Source organism: Pseudomonas sp. SYWMCR5 (assembly GCF_057197165.1).
Genome location: NZ_JBXUNH010000006.1, coordinates 59,096 through 81,147, shown reverse-complemented (window position 1 = coordinate 81,147; position 22,052 = coordinate 59,096). Strand labels below are relative to the sequence as shown.

23 protein-coding genes and 1 pseudogene are annotated in these 22,052 nt (G+C 64.3%); 18 read left to right on the top strand and 6 right to left on the bottom strand.

All coding sequences use genetic code 11. The features are described 5' to 3' along the window. Positions 1-49: 49 nt before the first annotated feature. From hslU to AC2CGW_RS16820, 6 genes are all read left to right on the top strand, one after another. Positions 50-1,393 carry an ATP-dependent protease ATPase subunit HslU gene (hslU, locus tag AC2CGW_RS16845; protein WP_054894846.1) on the top strand — a complete coding sequence of 448 codons (1,344 nt, stop codon included), beginning with the start codon at positions 50-52 and terminating at the stop codon, positions 1,391-1,393. A 153-nt stretch (positions 1,394-1,546) separates the two neighbouring features. Then, complete coding sequence (locus tag AC2CGW_RS16840) at positions 1,547-1,924, top strand: gamma-butyrobetaine hydroxylase family protein (RefSeq protein ID WP_063546560.1); 378 nt, start codon at positions 1,547-1,549, stop codon at positions 1,922-1,924. Positions 1,925-2,157: 233 nt separating this feature from the next. Further along, complete coding sequence (gene phaC / locus AC2CGW_RS16835) at positions 2,158-3,837, top strand: class II poly(R)-hydroxyalkanoic acid synthase (RefSeq protein ID WP_411383411.1); 1,680 nt, start codon at positions 2,158-2,160, stop codon at positions 3,835-3,837. Positions 3,838-3,897: 60 nt separating this feature from the next. After that, the gene (gene phaZ, locus AC2CGW_RS16830) at positions 3,898-4,749 is read left to right on the top strand and encodes a poly(3-hydroxyalkanoate) depolymerase (protein ID WP_063546564.1); all 852 of its coding nucleotides are present in this window, start codon (positions 3,898-3,900) and stop codon (positions 4,747-4,749) included. A gap of 136 nt (positions 4,750-4,885) precedes the next feature. Next, complete coding sequence (gene phaC / locus AC2CGW_RS16825) at positions 4,886-6,568, top strand: class II poly(R)-hydroxyalkanoic acid synthase (RefSeq protein WP_484574330.1); 1,683 nt, start codon at positions 4,886-4,888, stop codon at positions 6,566-6,568. Between the two features lie 4 nt (positions 6,569-6,572). Beyond that, the gene (locus tag AC2CGW_RS16820; RefSeq protein ID WP_186665807.1) at positions 6,573-7,187 is read left to right on the top strand and encodes a TetR/AcrR family transcriptional regulator; all 615 of its coding nucleotides are present in this window, start codon (positions 6,573-6,575) and stop codon (positions 7,185-7,187) included. 145 nt (positions 7,188-7,332) lie between these two features. On the opposite strand, the gene AC2CGW_RS16815 is transcribed toward AC2CGW_RS16820, so the two are convergent. The 3 genes from AC2CGW_RS16815 to AC2CGW_RS16805 form a co-directional block, all read right to left on the bottom strand. Next, positions 7,333-8,133, bottom strand: coding sequence for a phasin family protein (locus AC2CGW_RS16815; protein WP_484574329.1), 801 nt, complete (start codon positions 8,131-8,133; stop codon positions 7,333-7,335). Positions 8,134-8,143: 10 nt separating this feature from the next. After that, the gene (locus AC2CGW_RS16810; protein ID WP_186665803.1) at positions 8,144-8,566 is read right to left on the bottom strand and encodes a phasin family protein; all 423 of its coding nucleotides are present in this window, start codon (positions 8,564-8,566) and stop codon (positions 8,144-8,146) included. A gap of 131 nt (positions 8,567-8,697) precedes the next feature. Continuing rightward, positions 8,698-8,973: a polyhydroxyalkanoic acid system family protein gene (locus AC2CGW_RS16805; RefSeq protein ID WP_186665801.1), complete on the bottom strand. Its 276-nt coding sequence runs from the start codon at positions 8,971-8,973 to the stop codon at positions 8,698-8,700. Positions 8,974-9,097: 124 nt separating this feature from the next. Here AC2CGW_RS16805 and ubiE point away from each other — a divergent pair, with 124 nt between their 5' ends. The 12 genes and pseudogenes from ubiE (at position 9,098) to AC2CGW_RS16745 (ending at position 19,255) form a co-directional block, all read left to right on the top strand. After that, positions 9,098-9,868 carry a bifunctional demethylmenaquinone methyltransferase/2-methoxy-6-polyprenyl-1,4-benzoquinol methylase UbiE gene (gene ubiE / locus AC2CGW_RS16800; protein WP_186665799.1) on the top strand — a complete coding sequence of 257 codons (771 nt, stop codon included), beginning with the start codon at positions 9,098-9,100 and terminating at the stop codon, positions 9,866-9,868. Continuing rightward, positions 9,868-10,491 (top strand): ubiquinone biosynthesis accessory factor UbiJ, encoded by a 624-nt coding sequence (locus AC2CGW_RS16795; protein ID WP_186665797.1) that lies wholly within the window; start codon positions 9,868-9,870, stop codon positions 10,489-10,491. The genes ubiE and AC2CGW_RS16795 overlap by 1 nt, the downstream gene beginning before the upstream one ends. Beyond that, complete coding sequence (gene ubiB, locus AC2CGW_RS16790) at positions 10,488-12,098, top strand: ubiquinone biosynthesis regulatory protein kinase UbiB (protein ID WP_186710258.1); 1,611 nt, start codon at positions 10,488-10,490, stop codon at positions 12,096-12,098. The genes AC2CGW_RS16795 and ubiB overlap by 4 nt, the downstream gene beginning before the upstream one ends. A gap of 73 nt (positions 12,099-12,171) precedes the next feature. Then, positions 12,172-12,564 (top strand): phosphoribosyl-AMP cyclohydrolase, encoded by a 393-nt coding sequence (gene hisI / locus AC2CGW_RS16785; RefSeq protein WP_054894791.1) that lies wholly within the window; start codon positions 12,172-12,174, stop codon positions 12,562-12,564. A 2-nt stretch (positions 12,565-12,566) separates the two neighbouring features. Then, complete coding sequence (locus tag AC2CGW_RS16780; RefSeq protein WP_054894792.1) at positions 12,567-12,899, top strand: phosphoribosyl-ATP diphosphatase; 333 nt, start codon at positions 12,567-12,569, stop codon at positions 12,897-12,899. A 78-nt stretch (positions 12,900-12,977) separates the two neighbouring features. Continuing rightward, entirely contained in the window at positions 12,978-13,262 is a 285-nt protein-coding gene (locus AC2CGW_RS16775) for a twin-arginine translocase TatA/TatE family subunit (RefSeq protein ID WP_186665793.1), read from the top strand. Positions 13,263-13,265: 3 nt separating this feature from the next. Then, positions 13,266-13,640: a Sec-independent protein translocase protein TatB gene (tatB, locus tag AC2CGW_RS16770; RefSeq protein WP_186721338.1), complete on the top strand. Its 375-nt coding sequence runs from the start codon at positions 13,266-13,268 to the stop codon at positions 13,638-13,640. Beyond that, the gene (gene tatC, locus AC2CGW_RS16765) at positions 13,637-14,428 is read left to right on the top strand and encodes a twin-arginine translocase subunit TatC (protein WP_063546576.1); all 792 of its coding nucleotides are present in this window, start codon (positions 13,637-13,639) and stop codon (positions 14,426-14,428) included. The genes tatB and tatC overlap by 4 nt, the downstream gene beginning before the upstream one ends. After that, on the top strand, positions 14,425-15,132 hold the full coding sequence (locus AC2CGW_RS16760; protein WP_288377167.1) for a 16S rRNA (uracil(1498)-N(3))-methyltransferase: 708 nt from the start codon (positions 14,425-14,427) through the stop codon (positions 15,130-15,132). Before tatC ends, AC2CGW_RS16760 begins: the two co-directional genes overlap by 4 nt. 45 nt (positions 15,133-15,177) lie before the next feature. Beyond that, a pseudogene (locus AC2CGW_RS16755) lies at positions 15,178-16,245 on the top strand (methyl-accepting chemotaxis protein); the annotation flags it as partial. 30 nt (positions 16,246-16,275) lie between these two features. Beyond that, positions 16,276-17,148, top strand: a complete 873-nt coding sequence (locus tag AC2CGW_RS16750; RefSeq protein ID WP_484574399.1) for a methyl-accepting chemotaxis protein — start codon at positions 16,276-16,278, stop codon at positions 17,146-17,148. 163 nt (positions 17,149-17,311) lie between these two features. Continuing rightward, the gene (locus AC2CGW_RS16745; protein WP_484574328.1) at positions 17,312-19,255 is read left to right on the top strand and encodes a HAMP domain-containing methyl-accepting chemotaxis protein; all 1,944 of its coding nucleotides are present in this window, start codon (positions 17,312-17,314) and stop codon (positions 19,253-19,255) included. Between the two features lie 176 nt (positions 19,256-19,431). Here AC2CGW_RS16745 and AC2CGW_RS16740 read toward each other — a convergent pair whose 3' ends face one another. Genes AC2CGW_RS16740 through AC2CGW_RS16730 form a run of 3 tightly spaced genes read right to left on the bottom strand, consistent with a single transcriptional unit; the run spans position 19,432 to position 21,997 of the window. Continuing rightward, the gene (locus AC2CGW_RS16740) at positions 19,432-20,166 is read right to left on the bottom strand and encodes an amino acid ABC transporter ATP-binding protein (RefSeq protein ID WP_484574398.1); all 735 of its coding nucleotides are present in this window, start codon (positions 20,164-20,166) and stop codon (positions 19,432-19,434) included. Then, positions 20,159-21,175, bottom strand: coding sequence for an amino acid ABC transporter permease (locus AC2CGW_RS16735; protein WP_189657842.1), 1,017 nt, complete (start codon positions 21,173-21,175; stop codon positions 20,159-20,161). Before AC2CGW_RS16735 ends, AC2CGW_RS16740 begins: the two co-directional genes overlap by 8 nt. Positions 21,176-21,199: 24 nt before the next feature. Next, positions 21,200-21,997 (bottom strand): transporter substrate-binding domain-containing protein, encoded by a 798-nt coding sequence (locus tag AC2CGW_RS16730; RefSeq protein WP_054894813.1) that lies wholly within the window; start codon positions 21,995-21,997, stop codon positions 21,200-21,202. Positions 21,998-22,052: the final 55 nt, after the last annotated feature.

Below are 22,052 nucleotides of genomic sequence, written 5' to 3'. Positions count from 1 at the left end.
CGGGACTTTTTCCCGCGCTGACTCACTACGCCCAAGGACCCAATTCACCATGTCCATGACCCCCCGCGAGATCGTCCACGAACTCAACCGCCACATCATCGGCCAGGACGACGCCAAGCGTGCCGTCGCCATCGCCCTGCGCAACCGCTGGCGGCGCATGCAGCTGCCTGCCGAGCTGCGTGCCGAAGTCACCCCCAAGAACATCCTGATGATCGGCCCTACCGGCGTCGGCAAGACCGAAATCGCCCGGCGCCTGGCCAAGCTCGCCAATGCGCCGTTCATCAAGGTCGAAGCGACCAAGTTCACCGAAGTCGGCTACGTTGGCCGTGATGTCGAGTCGATCATCCGCGACCTGGCCGATGCTGCGCTGAAGATGCTGCGCGAGCAGGAAATCGTCCGTGTGCGCCACCGCGCCGAAGACGCCGCCGAAGACCGCATCCTCGATGCCCTGCTGCCGCAGGCGCGGGTCAGCAGCTTCAACGAGGAAGCCCAGCAGTCCAGCAGCGACTCCAACACCCGCCAGCTGTTCCGCAAGCGCCTGCGTGAAGGCCAGCTGGACGACAAGGAAATCGAGATCGAAGTCGCCGATGCGGTGGGCGTCGAAATCGCCGCGCCGCCCGGCATGGAAGAGATGACCAACCAGCTGCAGAGCCTGTTCGCCAACATGGGCAAGGGCAAGCGCAAGGCGCGCAAGCTGAAGGTCAAGGAAGCGCTGAAGATGGTCCGTGACGAGGAGGCAAGCCGCCTGGTCAACGAGGAAGAGCTCAAGGCCAAGGCCCTGGAAGCCGTCGAGCAGCATGGCATCGTGTTCATCGACGAGATCGACAAGGTGGCCAAGCGCGGCAACGTCGGCGGCGCCGATGTGTCCCGCGAAGGCGTACAACGCGACCTGTTGCCGCTGATCGAAGGCTGCACGGTCAACACCAAGCTGGGCATGGTCAAGACCGACCACATCCTGTTCATCGCCTCCGGTGCGTTCCACCTGAGCAAGCCGAGCGACCTGGTACCAGAGCTGCAGGGCCGCCTGCCGATCCGTGTCGAGCTCAAGGCCCTGACGCCGCAGGACTTCGAGCGCATCCTCAAGGAGCCGCACGCCTCGCTCACCGAACAGTACCGCGAGCTGCTCAAGACCGAAGGCCTGAACATCGCCTTCGCCGACGAAGGCATCAAGCGCCTGGCCGAGATCGCCTTCCAGGTCAACGAGAAGACCGAGAACATCGGTGCCCGCCGCCTGCACACCCTGCTCGAGCGCCTGCTCGAAGAGGTATCGTTCAGTGCCGGCGACCTGGCCAGCGCCCATGACGAGACGCCGATCAACATCGACGCCGCCTATGTGAACAGCCACCTCGGTGAGCTGGCGCAGAACGAAGACCTGTCGCGTTACATCCTGTAATACCACCACCGCGGGCGAGCCCGCTCCCCAGGGGTCACCACAATGCCAAGGTGTAGGGTGCCCCTGTGGGAGCGGACTTGCCCGCGAATGGGCCCTTGAATCCCTCCACCAGAAGCTGGAAGCTTGTTCCATCAGCTCCCGAGAGATTCCCCCATGGCCCGCCTCCCCACCGCCATCAACCTGCACAAAGCCTCGAAAACCCTGACACTCACCTACGCCCCCGGCGAGGTCTATCACCTGCCCGCCGAGTTCCTGCGCGTGCACTCCCCCTCCGCCGAGGTCCAGGGCCACGGCAATCCCATCCTGCAGTTCGGCAAGATCAACGTCGGCCTCAGCGGCCTGGAACCTGCCGGCCAATATGCCTTGAAACTGACCTTCGACGACGGCCACGACAGCGGTCTGTTCACCTGGGAATACCTCGAGCAACTGTGCCTGCGCCAGGAGCAGCTGTGGGCCGAGTACCTCGACGAACTGCACAAGGCCGGCAAATCCCGCGATCCGGTCGAGTCGGTGGTCAAGCTGATGCTCTAGGTCAAGTCTTCCAGACGTTAGAGCGCATTTTCTAATGCGTTTTGTTTGAATGACTTACAGACAGCCAATGACTGGCTGTCTTGCGCATTACATGAAAGTCGGGTAACCAATGGGGCTGGCAAGTTCCTGCATCTGTTCGTTATCACTGGTCACCCGAGCAGCAGTACCGGGCGGTCGTCTGTGTACCCGCCACAGGCAGCCGGTACTCGTCTCAGGACAACGGAGCGTCGTAGATGAGTAACAAGAACAACGATGAGCTGCAGAAACAGGCCTCGGAAAACACCCTCGGCCTGAATCCGGTCATCGGCATTCGTCGCAAGGACCTGCTGAGTTCCGCGCGCACCGTGTTGCGCCAGGCGGTGCGTCAGCCGTTGCACAGCGCCAAGCATGTGGCACATTTCGGCCTGGAGCTGAAAAACGTGCTGCTGGGCAAGTCCAGCCTGCATCCCGAGAGCGACGACCGTCGCTTCAGCGATCCGGCCTGGAGCCAGAATCCGCTCTATCGCCGCTACCTGCAGACCTACCTGGCCTGGCGCAAGGAGCTCAACGACTGGATCGCCGAGAGCGACCTGTCGCCCCAGGATGTCAGCCGCGGCCAGTTCGTCATCAACCTGATGACCGAAGCCATGGCGCCGACCAACACGCTGGCCAACCCCCAGGCGGTCAAACGCTTCTTCGAGACCGGCGGCAAGAGCCTGCTCGACGGCCTGTCCAACCTCGCCAAGGACATGGTCAACAATGGCGGCATGCCCAGCCAGGTGAACATGGAAGCCTTCGAGGTCGGCAAGAACCTCGGCACCAGCGAAGGTTCGGTGGTGTTTCGCAACGACGTGCTGGAGCTGATCCAGTACCGGCCGATCACCGAGCAGGTGCACAGCCGCCCGCTGCTGGTGGTGCCGCCGCAGATCAACAAGTTCTACGTATTCGACCTGAGCCCGGAAAAGAGCCTGGCGCGCTTCTGCCTGCGCTCCAACCAGCAGACCTTCATCATCAGTTGGCGCAACCCGACCAAGGCCCAGCGCGAGTGGGGCCTGTCGACCTACATCGACGCCCTTAAGGAAGCGGTGGACGCGGTGCTGGCGATCACCGGCGCCAAGGACCTGAACATGCTCGGTGCCTGCTCCGGCGGCATCACCTGTACCGCACTGCTGGGCCACTACGCCGCGTTGGGCGAAACCAAGGTCAACTCGCTGACCTTGCTGGTGAGCGTGCTCGACACCACGGTCGATACCCAAGTGGCACTGTTCGTCGACGAACAGACCCTCGAAGCCGCCAAGCGCCACTCCTACCAGGCCGGCGTGCTCGAAGGCAGCGACATGGCCAAGGTGTTCGCCTGGATGCGCCCCAACGACCTGATCTGGAACTACTGGGTCAACAACTACCTGCTCGGCAACGAGCCGCCGATCTTCGACATCCTGTTCTGGAACAATGACACCACACGCCTGCCGGCCGCCTTCCACGGCGACCTGATCGAGATGTTCAAGACCAACCCGCTGACCCGCGCCGACGCGCTGGAAGTCTGCGGCACCGCCATCGACCTGAAGAAAGTGCAGTGCGATATCTACAGCGTCGCCGGCACCGCCGACCACATCACCCCCTGGCAGTCGTGCTACCGCTCGGCGCACCTGTTCGGCGGCAAGATCGAGTTCGTGCTCTCCAACAGCGGCCATATCCAGAGCATCCTCAACCCGCCAGGCAACCCCAAGGCGCGTTTCCTGACCGGTGAAGACCGCCCGGACGACCCGTTGGCCTGGCAGGAGAACGCGATCAAGCACGCCGACTCCTGGTGGCTGCACTGGCAGACCTGGCTGGGCGAGCGCGCCGGAGAGCTGAAGAAGGCGCCGACGCGCCTGGGCAATCGCGCCTACAGCGCGGGCGAAGCGGCCCCGGGAACCTACGTGCACGAGCGTTGAGTCGCACCGCCGCGGCCACCCGGCGGGCCGCGGCGCTTCATTCATCACAGAGTCAGGCGCATGTCGCAACCCTACGTATTCAGGACCGTCGAGCTGGACAACCAGTCCATCCGCACCGCCGTCCGCCCCGGCAAGCCACATCTGACGCCGCTGCTGATCTTCAACGGCATTGGCGCCAACCTCGAGCTGGTGTTCCCGTTCATCGAGGCGCTGGACCCGGACCTGGAAGTCATCGCCTTCGACGTCCCCGGTGTCGGCGGCTCCTCGACGCCCCGCCACCCCTACCGCTTTCCGGGCCTGGCCAAGCTCACCGCACGCATGCTCGACTACCTGGACTACGGCCAGGTCAATGTCATCGGCGTGTCCTGGGGCGGGGCGCTGGCCCAGCAGTTTGCCCACGACTATCCCGAGCGCTGCAAGAAACTGGTGCTCGCCGCCACTGCCGCCGGGGCCTTCATGGTGCCCGGCAAGCCCAAGGTGCTGTGGATGATGGCCAGCCCGCGGCGCTATGTGCAGCCATCGCACGTGATCCGCATCGCACCGATGATTTATGGCGGCGCCTTCCGCCGCGACCCGGATCTGGCGCTGCACCACGCCTCCAAGGTGCGTTCCGGCGGCAAGACCGGCTACTACTGGCAACTGTTCGCCGGGCTTGGCTGGACGAGCATCCACTGGCTGCACAAGATCCACCAGCCGACCCTGGTGCTGGCCGGCGACGATGACCCGTTGATTCCGCTGATCAACATGCGCCTGCTGGCCTGGCGGATTCCCAATGCCCAGCTACACATAATCGACGACGGCCATCTTTTTCTGATTACCCGCGCCGAGGCCGTCGCTCCGATCATCATGAAATTCCTCCAGGAAGAGCGCCAGCGTGCGGTCATGCATCCGCGGCCGGTGGCTCGGAGGTGAGCGGGCGCTAGGACATTCAGTTACTCGGCGGTGCTGCCTTCGCGGGCAAGCCCGCTCCCACGGATCCGGTGCAGGTGGGAGCGGGCTTGCCCGCGAAGGCGACACCGCAGACAAGGATCGACGAGGGATTGTTGCCATGAAGGACAAACCGGCAAAGGGGACGACACTGATCCCGGCCACCAGCATGAACGTGCAGAACGCCATCGCCGGCCTGCGCGGCCGCGACCTGATCTCGACCCTGCGTCAGGTCGGACGCATCGGCCTGCGCAACCCGCTGCACACCGCCCACCACCTGCTGAACCTCGGTGGCCAGCTGGGCCGCGTGCTGCTCGGCGACACACCCCACCAGCCGCACCCCCGGGACGCGCGATTCAGCGATCCGACCTGGAGCCAGAACCCCTTCTACCGGCGCGGCCTGCAGGCCTACCTGGCGTGGCAGAAGCAGACCCGTCAGTGGATCGAGGAAAGCTCGCTGGACGATGACGACCGAGCCCGCGCGCACTTTCTGTTCAACCTGCTCACCGATGCCGTGTCGCCAAGCAACTCGCTGCTCAACCCACTGGCGATCAAGGAGATGCTCAACACTGGTGGCCAGAGCGTGGTGCGCGGTCTCGCCCACCTGCTCGACGACCTGCGCCACAACGACGGCCTGCCGCGCCAGGTCGACGATCGCGCCTTCGAAGTCGGCAGCAACCTGGCCGCCACCCCTGGCGCGGTGGTGTTTCGCAACGAGCTGCTGGAACTGATCCAGTACAAGCCGATGAGCGAGAAACAGTACACCCGCCCCCTGCTGGTGGTGCCGCCGCAGATCAACAAGTTCTACGTGTTCGACCTGGGGCCGACCAACAGCTTCGTGCAATACATGCTCAAGAACGGCCTGCAGGTGTTCATGGTCAGTTGGCGCAACCCCGACCCATGCCACCGCGAATGGGGCCTGTCGAGCTACGTCCAGGCGCTGGAGGAAGCGCTGGACGCCTGTCGCAGCATCAGCGGCAACCGCGATCCCAACCTCATGGGCGCCTGTGCCGGCGGGCTGACCATGGCCGCGCTGCAGGGGCATCTGCAGGTCAAGGGGCGCTTGCGCAAAGTGCGCAGCGCCACCTACCTGGTGAGCCTGCTCGACACCCAGTTCGACAGCCCTGCCAGCCTGTTCGCCGACGAACAGACACTCGAAGCCTCCAAGCGCCGCTCCTACCAGCGCGGCGTGCTGGACGGCGGCGAAGTGGCGCGCATCTTCGCCTGGATGCGCCCCAACGACCTGATCTGGAACTACTGGGTCAACAACTACCTGCTCGGCAAGACACCACCGGCCTTCGACATCCTCTACTGGAACGCCGATAACACCCGCCTGCCTGCCGCCCTGCACGGCGAGTTGCTGGACTTCTTCAAGCTCAACCCGCTGGTGCAGCCGGGCGGCCTGGAGGTGTGCGGCACCCCGATCGACCTCGGGCAAGTCACGGTCGACAGCTTCACCGTGGCCGGCAGCAACGATCACATCACCCCTTGGGACGCGGTGTACCGCTCGGCCCTGCTGCTGGGCGGCGAGCGCCGCTTCGTGCTGTCGCACAGCGGGCACATCCAGAGCATCATCAACCCACCCGGCAACCCCAAGGCCTATTACCTGGAAAACCCTCGGCTCTCCAGCGACCCACGCGCCTGGTTCCACGATGCCACCCGCAGCGACGGCACCTGGTGGCCGCAGTGGCTGGAATGGATCACACGCCGCTCAGGCAGCCTCAGGCCGCCGAAGGCCGAACTGGGCACGCCATCCTACCCACCGCTCGGGCCGGCCCCTGGCACCTATGTAATGGCACGCTGAGCCCATGAAGACCCGCGACCGCATCCTGGCTTGCGCCCTGGAGCTGTTCAACCGCCAGGGCGAGCCGAACGTCTCGACCCTGGAGATCGCCAACGAGCTGGGCATCAGCCCGGGCAACCTCTACTACCACTTCCACGGCAAAGAGCCGCTGGTCATAGGCCTGTTCGAGCGCTTCGAAGACGAGTTGATGCCGCTGCTCGATCCACCACTGGAGGTGCGCCTGGATGCCGAGGACTACTGGCTGTTCCTGCACCTGATCGTCGAGCGCATGTCGCAGTACCGCTTCCTGTTCCAGGACCTCTCGAACCTGACCGGCCGCCTGCCCAAGCTGGCGCGCGGCATGCGCGGGCTGATCAATGCGGTCAAGCGTACCCTGGCAGCGTTGCTGGCCAGCCTGAAGAGCCAGGGATTGGTGGTGAGCGAGACTCAGGCGCTGGGGCAACTGGTGGAGCAGATCACGCTGACGCTGCTGTTCTCGCTGGATTACCAGCGGGTACTGGGACGCGAGGGCGATGTGGGGATCGTGGTGTACCAGGTGATGATGCTGGTGGCGCCGCATCTGCAGGAGCCGGCGCGCAGGGCGGCGGAGCAGTTGGCGGGGAAATATCTGGAAGTGTAGGGGCTGGACTTGCGCTGTTGCCACTGACGCATTCGCGGGCAAGTCGCAGCGGCGAACCGCCGCTCCCACAACAGCCCTCGTAACTTCTGAATACGGTGCTGTTACCTGTAGGAGCGGGCTTGCCCGCGAAACGCACGCCGCGGTATCAGCTTTGGCCGGCTGAACTCACCGGTGCCGACGGCGTATTGCCAGCCGGTACGGCGCTCGGTGCTGGCGCCGCAGCAGCGGCCGGAGCTGCGGGCTTGGCAGCGACCGGTTTCGCGGCCGCAGGCTTGGCCGGGGCTTTCTTCACTGCAGGTTTCTTGGCTGCAGCCGGTTTGGCAGCGGGCTTGGCGGCCGGTTTGGCTGCAGCAGGCTTGGCAGCCGGCTTCGCCGCAGCGGTCTTGGCTGCAGGTTTTGCCGCAGCGGCCTTAACTGCAGGCTTGGCAGCCGGTTTTGCCGCCGCAGTCTTGGCAGCCGGCTTGGCGGCGGGTTTTGCGGCGGGTTTTGCCGCAGCCTTGGCCAACGGCTTGGCAGCGGTCTTGCTCGCGGCAGCCTTGGACGCCGGTGCCACCGAGGCGCCGGTCAACTTCTCGATCTGCTTGGTCAGGCTGTCGACCTGCTGGTGCAGCGCCTTGATCTCGTTACGGCTGGGGACGCCCAGGCGCGAGATTGCACTGTTCAGACGCTTGTCGAACGCCTCTTCCAGCTCGCTCCACTTGCCCAGCGCGCGATCCTTCACATCGGAGACCCGCGAGGTCGTCGCCGACTTGGCCGCAACGGCATCCTTCTTCGCCTGCTTTTCAGCCTTCTCGCCGTCCTTCACCAGCGAATCGAACAGCTTGGGACCATCCTGGTCGACCTTGGAGTAGATCCCCAGACCAGCCAGCCAGATCTTGCGGGAGTACTTCTCGATCCCGCCGATCCAGGAGCTGCCTTCTTTTTCGGTGTTCTTCTTGCCAGCCATCCTGCTCTCCTTATGGTTTGCGCGCGACACGCTCGAGCAACTCGGTCAGCTGTTCGAGTTTGATGGACAACGCCTCAACGTCATGTTTAGACGGAATGCCGATGCGATTCAAGGCGCGGGCCACCCGTGCGTCGAAAGCCTTTTCGATTTTGTCGAGCTGGACCTCGACCTTGCCGCGTACCCGGCTCACTTCCTCGGCCGCTTCGTCGAGCTGGCCGTTGGCCGCGTCGAGCTTCTTGTCGAGGGTTTTCTTGCCGCGTTTCTCGACGACTTCACCGGCCTTGACCAGCTCCTTGAAGTACTCCGAGCCTTCCTGGCCGACACGGGCGTAAGCGCCGACGCCGGCGAGCCAGATCTTGCGCGCGTAGCCGCGCACTTCGCTCAGGGTGCTGTCCTGGGCGTCTTCTTTCTTTTTCAGGGTCAACTTGGCCATGCTCTGCACCTCACGTTCGGTGTGGATGGAGGAACTGCCCTTGGAATGCGGGCTTGAGCATGAAGATAGGGTGGGAAATTAGAATTCTCACCCTAAGGTGAAGGGCCAGGGTCGCCGTGCAGCCCCGCGCCTCAGGCCAGCGCCTTGTCCAGCGCGCGCTCGATCTCGCCCTTGATGGTGCCGCTCATCATCGACAGCATCATGCCCAGCTTCAGCTCGACACGGATGGTGTCCTCGCCAATGTGCACGCTACCGTTGGCGCCGCTGCGCGCGACATCGACGCGGTCGCCGTTCCAGGTGGCCTTGAGGTCGTACTCGCGCGACAGCTTGTCGACCAGGCCTTCGGCCTTGGCCCGGGCAGCTTCGCGGCCGAGGGAATGTTTGCGTTCGACGCTGATCTGAGTCATTCGGGGTATCCAGGCAATGAAGACATAATCGGCATTATGCCCGCGCCCGCGACACGGCACACCCCGCCAAGACAAATCCGCCCGTTCACCCTAGAATGGCGGTAATTTTTTCCGGTGAAGCGATATGAACGACCAGCGCAAAGGCGACCACGCCGAACCCACCACCCACTTTGGCTACCAGGACGTCCCCGAGAGCCAGAAGGCGAAGAAGGTCGCCGAGGTCTTCCACTCCGTGGCCGCCAAGTACGACCTGATGAACGATGTGCTCTCCGGCGGCCTGCACCGCCTGTGGAAGCGCTTCACCATCGAGCTGTCCGGTGTGCGCACCGGCAACCGCGTGCTCGACATCGCTGGCGGCACCGGCGACCTGGCAGCCAAGTTCTCGCGCCTGGTCGGCCCGACCGGCCAGGTCGTACTGGCCGACATCAACGAATCGATGCTCAAGGTCGGCCGTGATCGCCTGCTCGACCGTGGCGTGGCCGGCAACATCGAGTTCGTCCAGGCCGATGCGGAAAAGCTGCCCTTCCCCGACAACCACTTCGACTGCGTGACCATCGCTTTCGGCCTGCGCAACGTGACGCACAAGGATGAAGCCATCCGTTCGATGCTGCGTGTGCTCAAGCCCGGCGGCCGCCTGCTGGTGCTGGAGTTCTCCAAACCCACCAACAAACTGATGTCGCGCGCCTACGATGCCTACTCCTTCGCCTTCATGCCCCTGGCCGGCAAACTGATCACCAACGACTCGGAAAGCTATCGCTACCTGGCCGAATCGATCCGTATGCACCCCGACCAGGAAACGCTGAAAAGCATGATGGTCGATGCCGGCTTCGACCGCGTCACCTACCACAACATGACCAGCGGCATCGTCGCCGTGCACCGGGGAATCAAGCCCTGATGCTCCTGGCCGGGCTGCTCGCCAGCGTCGAGCACGGGCTCAACCGTGTGCTGCGCATGGACAGCACGGCGCTGCCGCGCCTGGGTGCGCTGGAAGGCAAGGTGATCGCCATCGACTGCCGCCAGCCCGCCCTGCAGTTGTTCATCCTGCCCGACCAAGAGGGCCTGATGCTCGCCGCGCATTGGGAGGGCGAGGTCGACTGCACCCTGCGTGCCCCAGCCGGCAGCCTGGCCCAGTTGGCCTTCGCCAAGGACAAGAACGCCGTACTGCACAGCCCGCAGGTCGAACTGCATGGCGACAGCGCGGTGCTGCTCGACCTGGTCGGCGTGCTGCAGGACCTGGAGCTCGACTGGGAGTACGAGCTGTCGCGCTGGCTGGGGCCGGTCCCCACCGCGCTGATCGCCGGCCACCTGCGCCTGCGCGCACGCTGGACCCGGCAAGGCCTGTCGCGCTTCAGCCAGAACCTGTCCGAATACCTCGCCGAGGAATCGCGCACCCTGGTCGGGCAGCGCGAAGCCGAAGCGGCATTCAGCGAGCTCGATGCGCTGAAGGTCGATATCGAACGTCTCGAGGCGCGCATCCGTCGCCTTTCCCACACTCTTGATTCCAGCGATAACGCATGAAGCTGCTCGCCGTCCGCCGTCTGTTGCGCATCCAGCGCGTCGTGATCCGCTACCGTCTCGATGACCTGCTGTTCGACCTGCCCCTGCCCTGGTGGCTGCTCAGCCTGCGCCTGCTGATGCCCTGGCGCTGGCTGCCGCGCAAGCCCAGCGAGCTCAGCCGGGGCGCGCGCCTGCGCCTGGCCCTGCAGGACCTGGGGCCGATCTTCATCAAGTTCGGCCAACTGCTCTCCACCCGCCGCGACCTGCTGCCAACGGACGTCGCCGACGAGTTGATGCTGCTGCAGGACCGCGTGCCACCGTTCGACCCACAGAAAGCCGTGGCGCTGATCGAAGCGCAGCTCGGCGCGAAAGTCGGCGAGGTGTTCAGCCGCTTCGACGTCGAACCGCTGGCCTCCGCCTCGGTCGCCCAGGTCCATGCCGCACGCCTCAAGACCGGCGAAGAGGTGGTCGTGAAGGTGGTTCGCCCGGGCCTCAAGCCCGTGATCGCCCAGGACCTGGCGTGGTTGTTCCTGATCGCCAAGGTTGCCGAACGGGCCTCCGCCGATGCGCGCCGCCTGCACCCGGTGGAAGTGGTCAGTGACTACGAAAAGACCATCTACGACGAGCTCGACCTGCTGCGCGAAGCGGCCAACGCCAGCCAACTGCGCCGCAACTTCGAAGGCTCGGAGCTGATGTACGTGCCGCAGGTGTACTGGGACCTGTGCCGCCCGAAAGTGCTGGTAATGGAGCGCATCTACGGTGTGCCAGTCACCGACATGGCCACCCTGGCCGACCAGCGCACCGACATGAAGCTTCTGGCCGAGCGCGGCGTCGAGGTGTTCTTCACCCAGGTGTTCCGTGACAGCTTCTTCCACGCCGACATGCACCCGGGCAACATCTTCGTCAGCACGGTCAAGCCGTGGAGCCCGCAGTACATCGCCATCGACTGCGGCATCGTCGGCAGCCTGACCGCCGAAGACCAGGACTACCTGGCACGCAACCTGATCGCCTTCTTCAAGCGCGACTACCGCCGCGTGGCGCAGTTGCACATCGATTCGGGCTGGGTGCCGGCGCACACCAAGGTCAACGAATTCGAAGCGGCGATCCGCACCGTGTGCGAGCCGATCTTCGAAAAACCGTTAAAGGATATTTCCTTCGGCCAGGTGCTGATGCGTCTGTTCCAGACGGCCCGCCGCTTCAATATGGAAGTTCAGCCGCAGTTGGTACTGCTGCAGAAAACCCTGCTCAACATCGAAGGCCTGGGGCGCCAGCTGTACCCCGACCTGGACCTGTGGAGCACCGCCAAACCCTATCTGGAACGCTGGATGCGCGAACGCATGAGCCCCAAGGCGGTGTTCGGCAACCTCTACAGCCAGGCCGAGCAGTTGCCGCACCTGGCCGACATGACCCGCGACCTGCTCGAACGCCTGTCGCAACCGCACCTGCACGACCCGCAACTGCCGGAGCGTCGCCGTGCGGGCGACAACTGGGCACTGCGCCTGCTCGGTGCCGGCCTGCTCGGTGGCGGCGCGACCCTGGCCGCCGGTGCCGCGAGCCTCAGCGCTCCGGCCGCCTGGCCGGCGTGGCTGATGCTGGTTGCCGGGCTCTACCTGATCGTGCGCCGATAGCCAGCCGCGCTGCTGCCTGGCACACTAGGCGCAAAGGGCCCGGTACAGGAGCGGGCCTGTTTTGGAGTCGACGATGAAAGACTGGCTGGACGAGATCAAGTGGAACAGCGATGGCCTGGTACCGGCGATCGCCCAGGACCACAAGACCGGGCGCGTGCTGATGATGGCCTGGATGAACCGTGAATCGCTCGCCCTGACTGCTGCCGAGAACCGCGCCATCTATTGGTCGCGCTCGCGGGGCAAGCTGTGGCGCAAGGGCGAAGAGTCCGGCCATGTGCAGAAACTGCATGAACTGCGCCTGGATTGCGACGCCGACGTGGTCATCCTGATGGTCGAGCAACTGGGCCATATCGCCTGCCATACCGGCCGTGAAAGCTGCTTCTATCGCGTCTTCGAAAACGGTGAGTGGAAGATCGTAGACCCGGTTCTGAAAGATCCTGACACCATCTACCACGCGGGGCACTGAACATGAGCGACACACTTGATCGCCTGGCCGAAGTGCTCGAGCAACGCAAGCAGGCGGCCCCCGACAGCTCCTACGTGGCGAGCCTCTACCACAAGGGCCTGAACAAGATTCTGGAAAAGCTTGGCGAAGAGTCGATCGAGACGATCATCGCCGCCAAGGACGCCGCCGTGAGCAAGGATTACAGTGATGTCATCTATGAAACCGCCGACCTGTGGTTTCATAGCCTGGTGATGCTCAGCGCACTGGGGCAGCATCCACAGGCGGTACTGGACGAACTCGACCGCCGCTTCGGGCTTTCCGGCCATGACGAGAAGGCCGCGCGCCAACCGACCTGATCGCCATGCCCCTGCAGGAGCGGGCTCGCCCCCGCGATAACGCCCGCTCAGGCTACACATCATTCAAGGGAGTACACCATGGGTATCTTTGACTGGAAACACTGGATCGTCCTGCTGGTCGTCGTGGTGCTGGTGTTCGGCACCAAGAAGCTGAAGAACTTCGGCAGTGACCTGGGCGAATCGATCAAGGGCTTTCGCAAGGCCATGAACGAGGAAGAGAGCAAGCCTGCCGAGCAGACTCCGCCGCCTGTCCAGCCGTCCGTGCAACCCACCCAGCAGCCGCACAACACCGCGCCGCTGAACCAGCCGCACACCATCGAGGGCCAGGCTCAGCCGGTCCAAGAGCCACAACGGAAAGACTGACCCATGTTCGGCATCAGCTTCAGCGAGCTGCTGCTCGTCGGCCTGGTTGCCTTGCTGGTGCTCGGCCCCGAGCGCCTGCCCGGCGCCGCGCGTACCGCGGGGTTGTGGATCGGCCGGCTCAAGCGCAGCTTCAACAGCATCAAGATGGAAGTCGAGCGCGAAATCGGTGCCGATGACATCCGCCGCCAGTTGCACAACGAGCACATCCTGCAGATGGAACAGGAAGCCAAGCGCATCCTCAACCCGCAGACACCGCCCGCGCAGCCCGTGAACACAGCGGCCGCGAGCGAGACTCCCGCGCCTGCCGCCGACGCCAATGCCGCCCCTGCGGCGCCCACGACCACCCCTGAGCCGCACCAGCCGCCCCGAGCCCCATGAGCGAAACTCCGGAACACGACCAGCCCATGCCGCTGGTCTCGCACCTGACCGAACTGCGCACCCGCCTGCTGCGTTGCGTCGCCGTTATCTTCCTGATCTTCGCCGGGCTGTTCTCCTTCGCCCAGCAGATCTACACCCTGGTCTCGGCGCCCTTGCGTGCGCACTTGCCGGCCAACGCGACGATGATCGCCACCGATGTGGCCTCGCCGTTCCTCACGCCGTTCAAGCTGACCATGATCGTCTCGCTGTTCCTGGCCATCCCGTTCATCCTCCAGCAGATCTGGGGCTTCATCGCACCGGGGCTGTACCGCCATGAAAAGCGCATCGCCATCCCGCTGCTGATCTCCAGCATCATCCTGTTCTACGCCGGCATGGCCTTCGCCTACTTCCTGGTGTTCCCGCTGATCTTCGGTTTCTTCGCCAGCGCCACCCCTGAAGGCGTGTCGATGATGACCGACATCGCCAGCTACCTCGACTTCGTCATGACCCTGTTCTTCGCCTTCGGCGTCGCCTTCGAGATTCCGGTGGCCGTGGTGCTGCTGGTGTGGATCGGCGTGGTCGATGTGAAATACCTGAAGAAGATCCGTCCCTACGTGATCATCGGCTGCTTCGTGGTCGGCATGATCCTGACGCCACCGGACATCTTCTCGCAAACGCTGCTGGCCGTGCCCATGTGGCTGCTGTTCGAGATCGGCGTGCTGTTCGGCGGCCTGATCCGCAAGCGCAGCCATCCGCAGGATGAAGCTGCGGACGACCACAACGACCAGCCGCCAGCGACCCAGGCGTGAACCTGCTGCTGCTCGAGGAGGCCGACTTCGTCGCGGCCGACCGTGTCGTACTGGCCGACCGCCGCTTCACGCACATGCAGGACATCCACCGCGTGGCGGTGGGCGACAACCTGCGCGTAGGCCGCATCGGCGGCCTGATGGGCCAGGCCGAGGTGATCCGCCTGGAGGGCCACGAAGCCGAGCTGCGGGTCAGCTTCGACCAGCAACCACCCGCGAAGCTGCCGCTCACCCTGGTGCTGGCCGTCCCCCGCCCCAAGATGCTGCGCCGACTGTTCCAGACCATCGCCACCCTTGGCGTGCCACGGCTGGTCCTGGTCAACAGCTACAAGGTCGAGAAAAGCTTCTGGCAGACCCCGTTCCTGCAGCCGGACAGCATCCGCGAGAACCTGATCCTGGGCCTTGAGCAGGCACGCGATACCGTGCTGCCGGAAGTCATCATCGAAAAACGCTTCAAACCCTTCGTCGAAGACCGGCTGCCCGCCATCGCCGACGGCACTCTCGGCCTGGTTGGCCATCCCGGCCCCTACCCGGCCTGTCCCCGCGCAGTGCAAGGGCCGGTGACCCTGGCGATCGGCCCGGAAGGCGGTTGGATCCCCTACGAAGTGGAACTGCTGGGCAAGGCCGGCCTGGCCCCCGTACAACTGGGCGAGCGCATCCTGCGCGTGGAAACAGCGGTCACGGCTCTGCTTTCCCGAATATTCTGACCATTCGGTCAGCATCCTGCCATCAAGTTTCTCCCCAACAGGCCGATGGCCTTGCAACACAAGAAAATTCTGGCTTTTCAAGTCGCCGGGGAGATCGTCATGTACGGAAAGGTTGTCCAGTCGCTGGGAAACGTGAGCGTCAGTCGCAAACTGGGGGCCGGCTTCGGCCTGGTACTGTTGTTGACCATGGCGATCACCGCCACAGGCTGGCGCGGCATGGACTCGATCATTGACCGCGGTGACACGCTGGGCAACATCTCCGTGATCCTCGGCTACAGCCAGGACCTGCGCATCGCCCGCCAGCAGTACGAACGCAATCGCGACGACGCATCGGCGGGTGAGCTGGAAAAAGCGCTCGGCAAGCTCGAGCAGCAGGTCGAGATGATGCTCGGGCAGATCGAGCATCCGCAGGATCACCAGCGCCTGGAGCAGCAGCGTCAAGCCGTGCGCCAATACCGCCAGGCCTTCGTCGAGCTCAAGCAGGCCGGCCAGCGTCGTGAAGCCGCCCGCAGTGTGCTGGGTGACAGCGCCGACAAGGCCGCTGCGCTGATCGGCCAGGTGCAGCAACGCCTTGCGCAAGGTGGCGACATCAGCCTCTATCAACAGATCGTGCAGGCCAGCGCCTTGCTCCAGCAGGCGCGCTTCCAGGTGCGCGGCTACACCTATAGCGGCAAGGCCGAATTCCAGCAGACCGCGCTGGATGCCATCGACCAGGCGCTCGCTGTGCTCAAGGCCCTGCCGGCCAGGGTGCCCGCCGAATACGCCGCCAGTCTCGATGATGCCGCCAATGCCATGGGCGCCTATCGCGATGCGGTGAACCAGTTTGGCGCAGCGCAGACCAGCGCCGAGCAGACCTTGCAACGCATGGTCGTACAGGGCCAGGTGCTGATGGATGCCGGTACGCAGATGACCGCATCGCAGACCGCCGTGCGCAACAGTGGTGCCCTGCAGGCCAAGACCCTACTGGGCGGAGCCAGTGCCCTTGCCCTGCTGCTAGGCATCATTGCCGCCTGGGCCATCACCCGGCAGATCGTCGTGCCCCTGCGCCAGACCCTCAGCGCCGCCGAACGCGTGGCCAGCGGCGACTTGAGCCAGGAACTGCAGGTGCAACGTCGCGACGAGCTCGGCCAACTGCAAGCCAGCATGCAGCGCATGACCCAGGGCCTGCGCGAACTGATCAGCGGCATCGGCGACGGTGTCACCCAGATCGCCAGTGCTGCCGAAGAGTTGTCGGCCGTCACCGAGCAGACCAGCGCCGGGGTCAACAACCAGAAAGTCGAGACTGACCAGGTGGCGACCGCCATGAACGAAATGGCAGCCACCGTGCAGGAAGTGGCGCGCAACGCGGAGCAGGCTTCGGAAGCGGCGCTGATGGCCGACCAGCAGGCTCGCGAGGGTGATCGGGTGGTTGGCGAGGCCATCGCCCAGATCGAACGCCTGGCCACCGAAGTCGGGCACTCCAGCGAAGCGATGAACCAACTTAAGACCGAGAGCGACAAAATCGGCAGCGTGCTCGACGTGATCAAGTCGGTCGCCCAGCAGACCAACCTGCTGGCCCTCAACGCCGCCATCGAGGCCGCCCGCGCGGGTGAGGCCGGCCGTGGTTTTGCCGTGGTCGCCGATGAAGTGCGCAGCCTGGCCCAGCGCACGCAGCAGTCCACCGAAGAAATCGAAGAGCTGATCGCCAGCCTGCAAAATGGCACCCAGCGCGTCTCCAGCGTCATGGACAGTAGCCGCGAGCTCACCGACAGCAGCGTGGAACTGACCCGTCGTGCCGGCAGCTCGCTGGAAACCATCACCCGCACCGTGTCCTCGATCCAGTCGATGAACCAACAGATCGCCACCGCGGCCGAACAGCAGAGCGCGGTGGCCGAGGAAATCAATCGCAGCGTGATGAATGTACGGGATATTTCCGACCAGACCTCGGCGGCGAGCGAGGAGACCGCCAGTTCCAGCGTGGAGCTGGCGCGGCTTGGCACCCACCTGCAGGGCCTGGTGGGACGTTTCCGCCTCTGAGCAGGGTGCTTGCCCTGCAGGGCGCGGAATAATCACCACGCTATTGAGGACTTTTCCCACTCGATTTGCAGGTCGAGTCTCACGCGATCTCTGCCGATGAGCAGGAGGGCCATGCTGGCAACCCAACAGCATGGCCCTTCTCTCAAATGGATGGAGACTCGCCATGTTCGGATACCTCAACCACCACCTCGGCAACATGAGCGTCCGCCTCAAGCTCACCCTCGGCTTCGCCGTGGTCCTGTTGCTCACCCTCGCCACCACCGTCAGCGGCTGGCGCGCCCTGGACGGCGCCATCATTCGCTCGCAGCAGCTCAGCGAGATCATCCAGATCAATGACCTGAGCAAAGACCTGCGCGCCGAGCGCATCACCTACCGCGTGCTGGCCGACGACACCAGCAAGGCACGCATCGACGCGATCCTCGACCAGCTCGAACGCCGGCTCACGCTGCTTCAGCAACGCAGCAGCGTCGATCAGTCGCGCGAGCTGCTCAGCGAGAAGCTGCGCCAGTTGCAACGCCTGCGCGAACATTTCGCCGAGCTGCTGCGCGCAGTCGGGAGCCGCACCGAGCTGCGCACGATCATGCAGGACAAGGACCGGATACTGGATGAAGTCATCGACGACCTGCAGACCCAGGCTCTGCTCAAGCTTCCCGCCGACCAACCGCAGGGCAACCTGCTCGGGCTGATGGACACGCTCACGCGCCAGGTCGACAGCGCCAACCAGCAAAGCCTGGTCCCTGCCTACACGTTCTCGCCCGTCGAGGACTTCGCTCAGGTCGGCAATACGGCGCTCGATGCCGCGCAAGTCAGCCTGGAACAGATGCTCACGGCGCTCGCCCCGCTCGCATTGCCGAGCGACCTCATGGCGCGCCCCACGCTCGCCCTGGCCCAGTACCGGACCAGCCTGGAGCAATACCGCCGAGCAGCGATCCGCGTCGAACAACTGCAGAACGACATGGAAACCATGGGTAATGACCTGAGGGACGCCAGCGTGACACTGGCCGAGCAGAAAGTCGCACAACGCGACCATGAGGCTGTGGCCGCGCGCTCGATACTGACCAGCGTGGCACTGCTCGCCCTCGCGGTCGGCGTGCTGGCCGGTTGGTTGATCACTCGGCAGATCACCCAGCCCTTGCGCCAGACCCTGGCCCAGGCCGCGCGGATCGCCCGCGGCGACCTCAGCCACGTGGAGACGGTGGCGCGGCGCGACGAAATGGGCCAGTTACAAAGCAGCATGCACGAGATGACCCTGAGCCTGCGCCAGTTGATCGGCGGCATCGACCAGAGCGTCGAGCACTTGTCACAAGCGGCCTCGCAACTGGCCGGAGCCAGCGCCGACACGCTCGAGCGCATCACTCAGCAGCGCGAAGAAACCGACCAGGTGGCCACGGCGATGAACCAGATGAGCGCGACCGTGCAGGAAGTGGCGCAGAACGCCGAACATGCCTCATTGGCTGCAACCGACGCTGACCAGCAGGCGCAAATGGGCGATCAGGTGGTGGCCGAAGCCATCGCGCGTATCGAACAGCTGGCAACGCAGATGGACCGCTGCCTCGCCTCGATGCAACACCTGGCGGGGGAAAGCCAACGGATCGGCAGCATCCTGGATGTGATCAAGTCGGTTTCCGAACAGACCAACCTGCTGGCCCTCAATGCCGCCATCGAAGCGGCGCGTGCCGGCGAAGCCGGTCGCGGCTTCGCGGTGGTGGCCGATGAAGTGCGGGGCCTGGCCCAGCGCACTCAACAGTCGACCGAGGAGATCGAGCACCTGATCGAGAGCCTGCACAAAGGTACCGATGAAGTCACCTCGCTGCTCGACAGCAGCAGGACCCTGACCGAGCAGAGCGTCGATCTGAGTCGCCGAGCGGGCGATGCACTGGGGCAGATCACCCGGACCGTGTCGAACATCCAGGGCATGAACCAGCAGATCGCCACCGCCAGCGAAGAACAGAGCGTGGTGGCCGAGCAGATCAACCGCAGCGTGATCAGCGTGCGCGAGGCCTCCGATCACACCAGTTCGGCGAGCGAGCAGACGGCCACTTCCAGTGGCGAACTGGAGCAACTGGGGCAGCAGTTGCGCGGGATGGTGGGGAGGTTCAGCTTGTAGGAGCAACTGTCTTGCTCAAAATCTAAAGGCCAGCCCAATCCCTGTGGGAGCGGGCTTGTCCCGCGAACACGGGCGTAGCCCGTGCCAGGCAGCGCGGTGTCTTTTTCGCGGGCAAGTCGGGGCGCCGAACCGCCGCTCCTACGGGGGCTGGGCTTGCCCGGGAAAGAGCGAACCGGTCAGAGCACCTGGCGCAGGAACGCCTGGGCCCGCGGATCCTTCGGCGCCGCGAAGAACGCTGCGGGTGCCGAATCTTCCAGCAACTTGCCATGGTCGAAGAACAGCACCCGGTCAGCCACTTCACGGGCAAAGCCCATCTCATGGGTCACGCAGACCATGGTCATGCCTTCCTGAGCCAAGGTCTTCATGACATCCAGCACCTCACCGACCATTTCCGGGTCGAGTGCCGAGGTCGGCTCGTCGAACAGCATCACCTTCGGGTCCATCGCCAGGGCACGGGCGATGGCCACCCGCTGCTGCTGCCCACCGGACAGGCGAGAGGGGTATTCATTGGCCTTCTGGCCGATGCCGACCTTCTCCAGCAACGCAAGGGCCTTGGCTTCGCGGTCGGCCTTGCTGCGCTTGCGCACCACCTTCTGCGCCAGGCACAGGTTCTCCAGCACGGTCATGTGCGGGAACAGGTTGAAGTGCTGGAACACCATGCCGACTTCACGGCGGTAGGCGTTGATGTCGGTCTTGGGGTCTTCCAGGCGCAGCCCGTCGATGGCCACGTGGCCTTCGTCGAAATGCTCCAGGCCATTCAGGCAGCGCAGGAAGGTCGACTTGCCCGACCCCGAGGGGCCCAGCACCACCACCACCTCGCCCTTGGCGACCTGGGTGGAGACGTTGTCCACCGCACGCACCACCTGGCCGCGGGTGTCGAAGACTTTCAGCAGGTCACGGACTTCAATCACTTTGCGCAAGCCTCCGCTCGAGCCGGCTGGCAATGTGCGACAGCGGCAGGTTGATCAGCAGGTACAGGCCTGCCACGCAGAACCAGATCTCGAAGGTCGAGAACGACGTGGTGATCGCTTCGCGGCCGCTCTTGGTCAGCTCGGTAATGGCGATCACCGACACCAGCGAGGTGTCCTTGACCAGGCTGATGAACTGCCCTGCCAGTGGCGGCAGCACGCGCTTGAACGCCTGAGGCAGGATCACATGGCGCATCGACTGGCTGGCATTCAGGCCCAGCGAGCGCGCCGCCTCGTTCTGCCCCTTGGCGATCGACTGCACGCCGGCACGGACGATCTCGGCCACATAGGCGCCGGTGAACAGCGCCAGCGCCGCCACCCCGGCGAACTCGCGGGACAGGTTGAGCACGGTGCCGATGAAGAAATAGAAGATGAAGATCTGCACCAGCAGCGGCGTACCGCGCACCAGTTCGACATACACCGTGGACAGGTCGCGCAGGGTCGGGTTGCTCGACAACCGGCACAGCCCGGCGAACAGGCCGATCACCAGGCCGAAGGCTCCGGAAAGCACCGAGATCCACAAGGTGGTCCACAGGCCCCAGGCCAGCGGGCCGGCCGCCCAGTGGCGAGTGACGCCGATCTGGTCGCCCTCGGCGACATCGTCACCACGGCTCAGTTGCAGACTGTCCTTGACCACCTCCAGCACTTGCACCTCGCCGTCCTCGCTCTTGAGCGTGACGCGCGCGTCGTTGCCGGACACGACGATTTCCTCGACGGTGCCGTAGGCCGCGGCGCGCTGCACGTCTTCGGCCTGGAAGGCGAAGTACTGCGGCACACGGTTCCAGCGCCACTCGTAGGAAATCATCGAGGTGGCCATGTACAGACTGAACGCCAGGCCCACCAGCACCAGCGCGGTCAGCGCGTGCCAGGGCCACTGGGCTTTCTTGTGTTTGATCACGTGGGTGCTTCCGTAAATGCGAACGCGCAGGGGTTGCCTGCGCGTCAGGGTCATCGCCAGGGCTTGTGGTCCGGGCTCTTATTCCATGTCCTTCAGCCAGTCGGTCTTCTTGAACCACTTGTCGTGAATACGATCGTAGGTCCCGTCGTGCTTGATCTGGTGCAGGAAGTTGTTGATGAAGTTGATGCTGTCGTAGTCGCCCTTCTTCAGGCCGAATGCCAGGGGCTCGTAGGTGAAGGGTTCTTCCAGGTAGACCAGCTTGCCGGCCCCGGCCTTGTTCACCGCGACCACGTTGTACGGCGCGTCGTAGACGAAGGCATCGGCCTTGCCGTTGACCACGTCCATCACCGCTTCCTGCTCGTTGTCGTAGCCGTGGTACTTGGCCTTGCTGATCAGCTTCTTGGCGACCATCTCGCCGGTGGTGCCGAGCTTGGACGTCAGGCGGTACTTCTCGTTGTTCAGGTCCTTGTACGACTTGATCTCGCCTGCCAGCTCCTTGCGGATCAGCAGGGTCTGGCCAACGACGATGAAGGGTTCGCTGAAGTTCAGGCGCAGGTTGCGTTCCTGGGTCAGGGTCATGCCGCTGCCGATCATGTCGAACTTGTCGGTCAGCAGGGCCGGGATGATGCCGTCATAGGCAGTGGAGACGGTCTCGAGCTTGACGCCCATGGACTTGGCCATCGCCTTGAGGATGTCGACCTCGAAGCCGACGATCTCGCCGCGCTTGTTGGTCATCTGGAACGGCATGTAGGTCGGGTCCATACCCACGCGCAGGGTGCCGCGCTTGACCGCATCATCGATGGCGCCCGCCTGGGCGGTTGTGACCGCGATCAGCGCGGTGACGCCGAGCAGCATGCGCGACAGGTATTTCTTCATCATCACCAGGTCCCCTAACAAGAAGTACGCAGAATTTTATTGTGTGCACGATCGT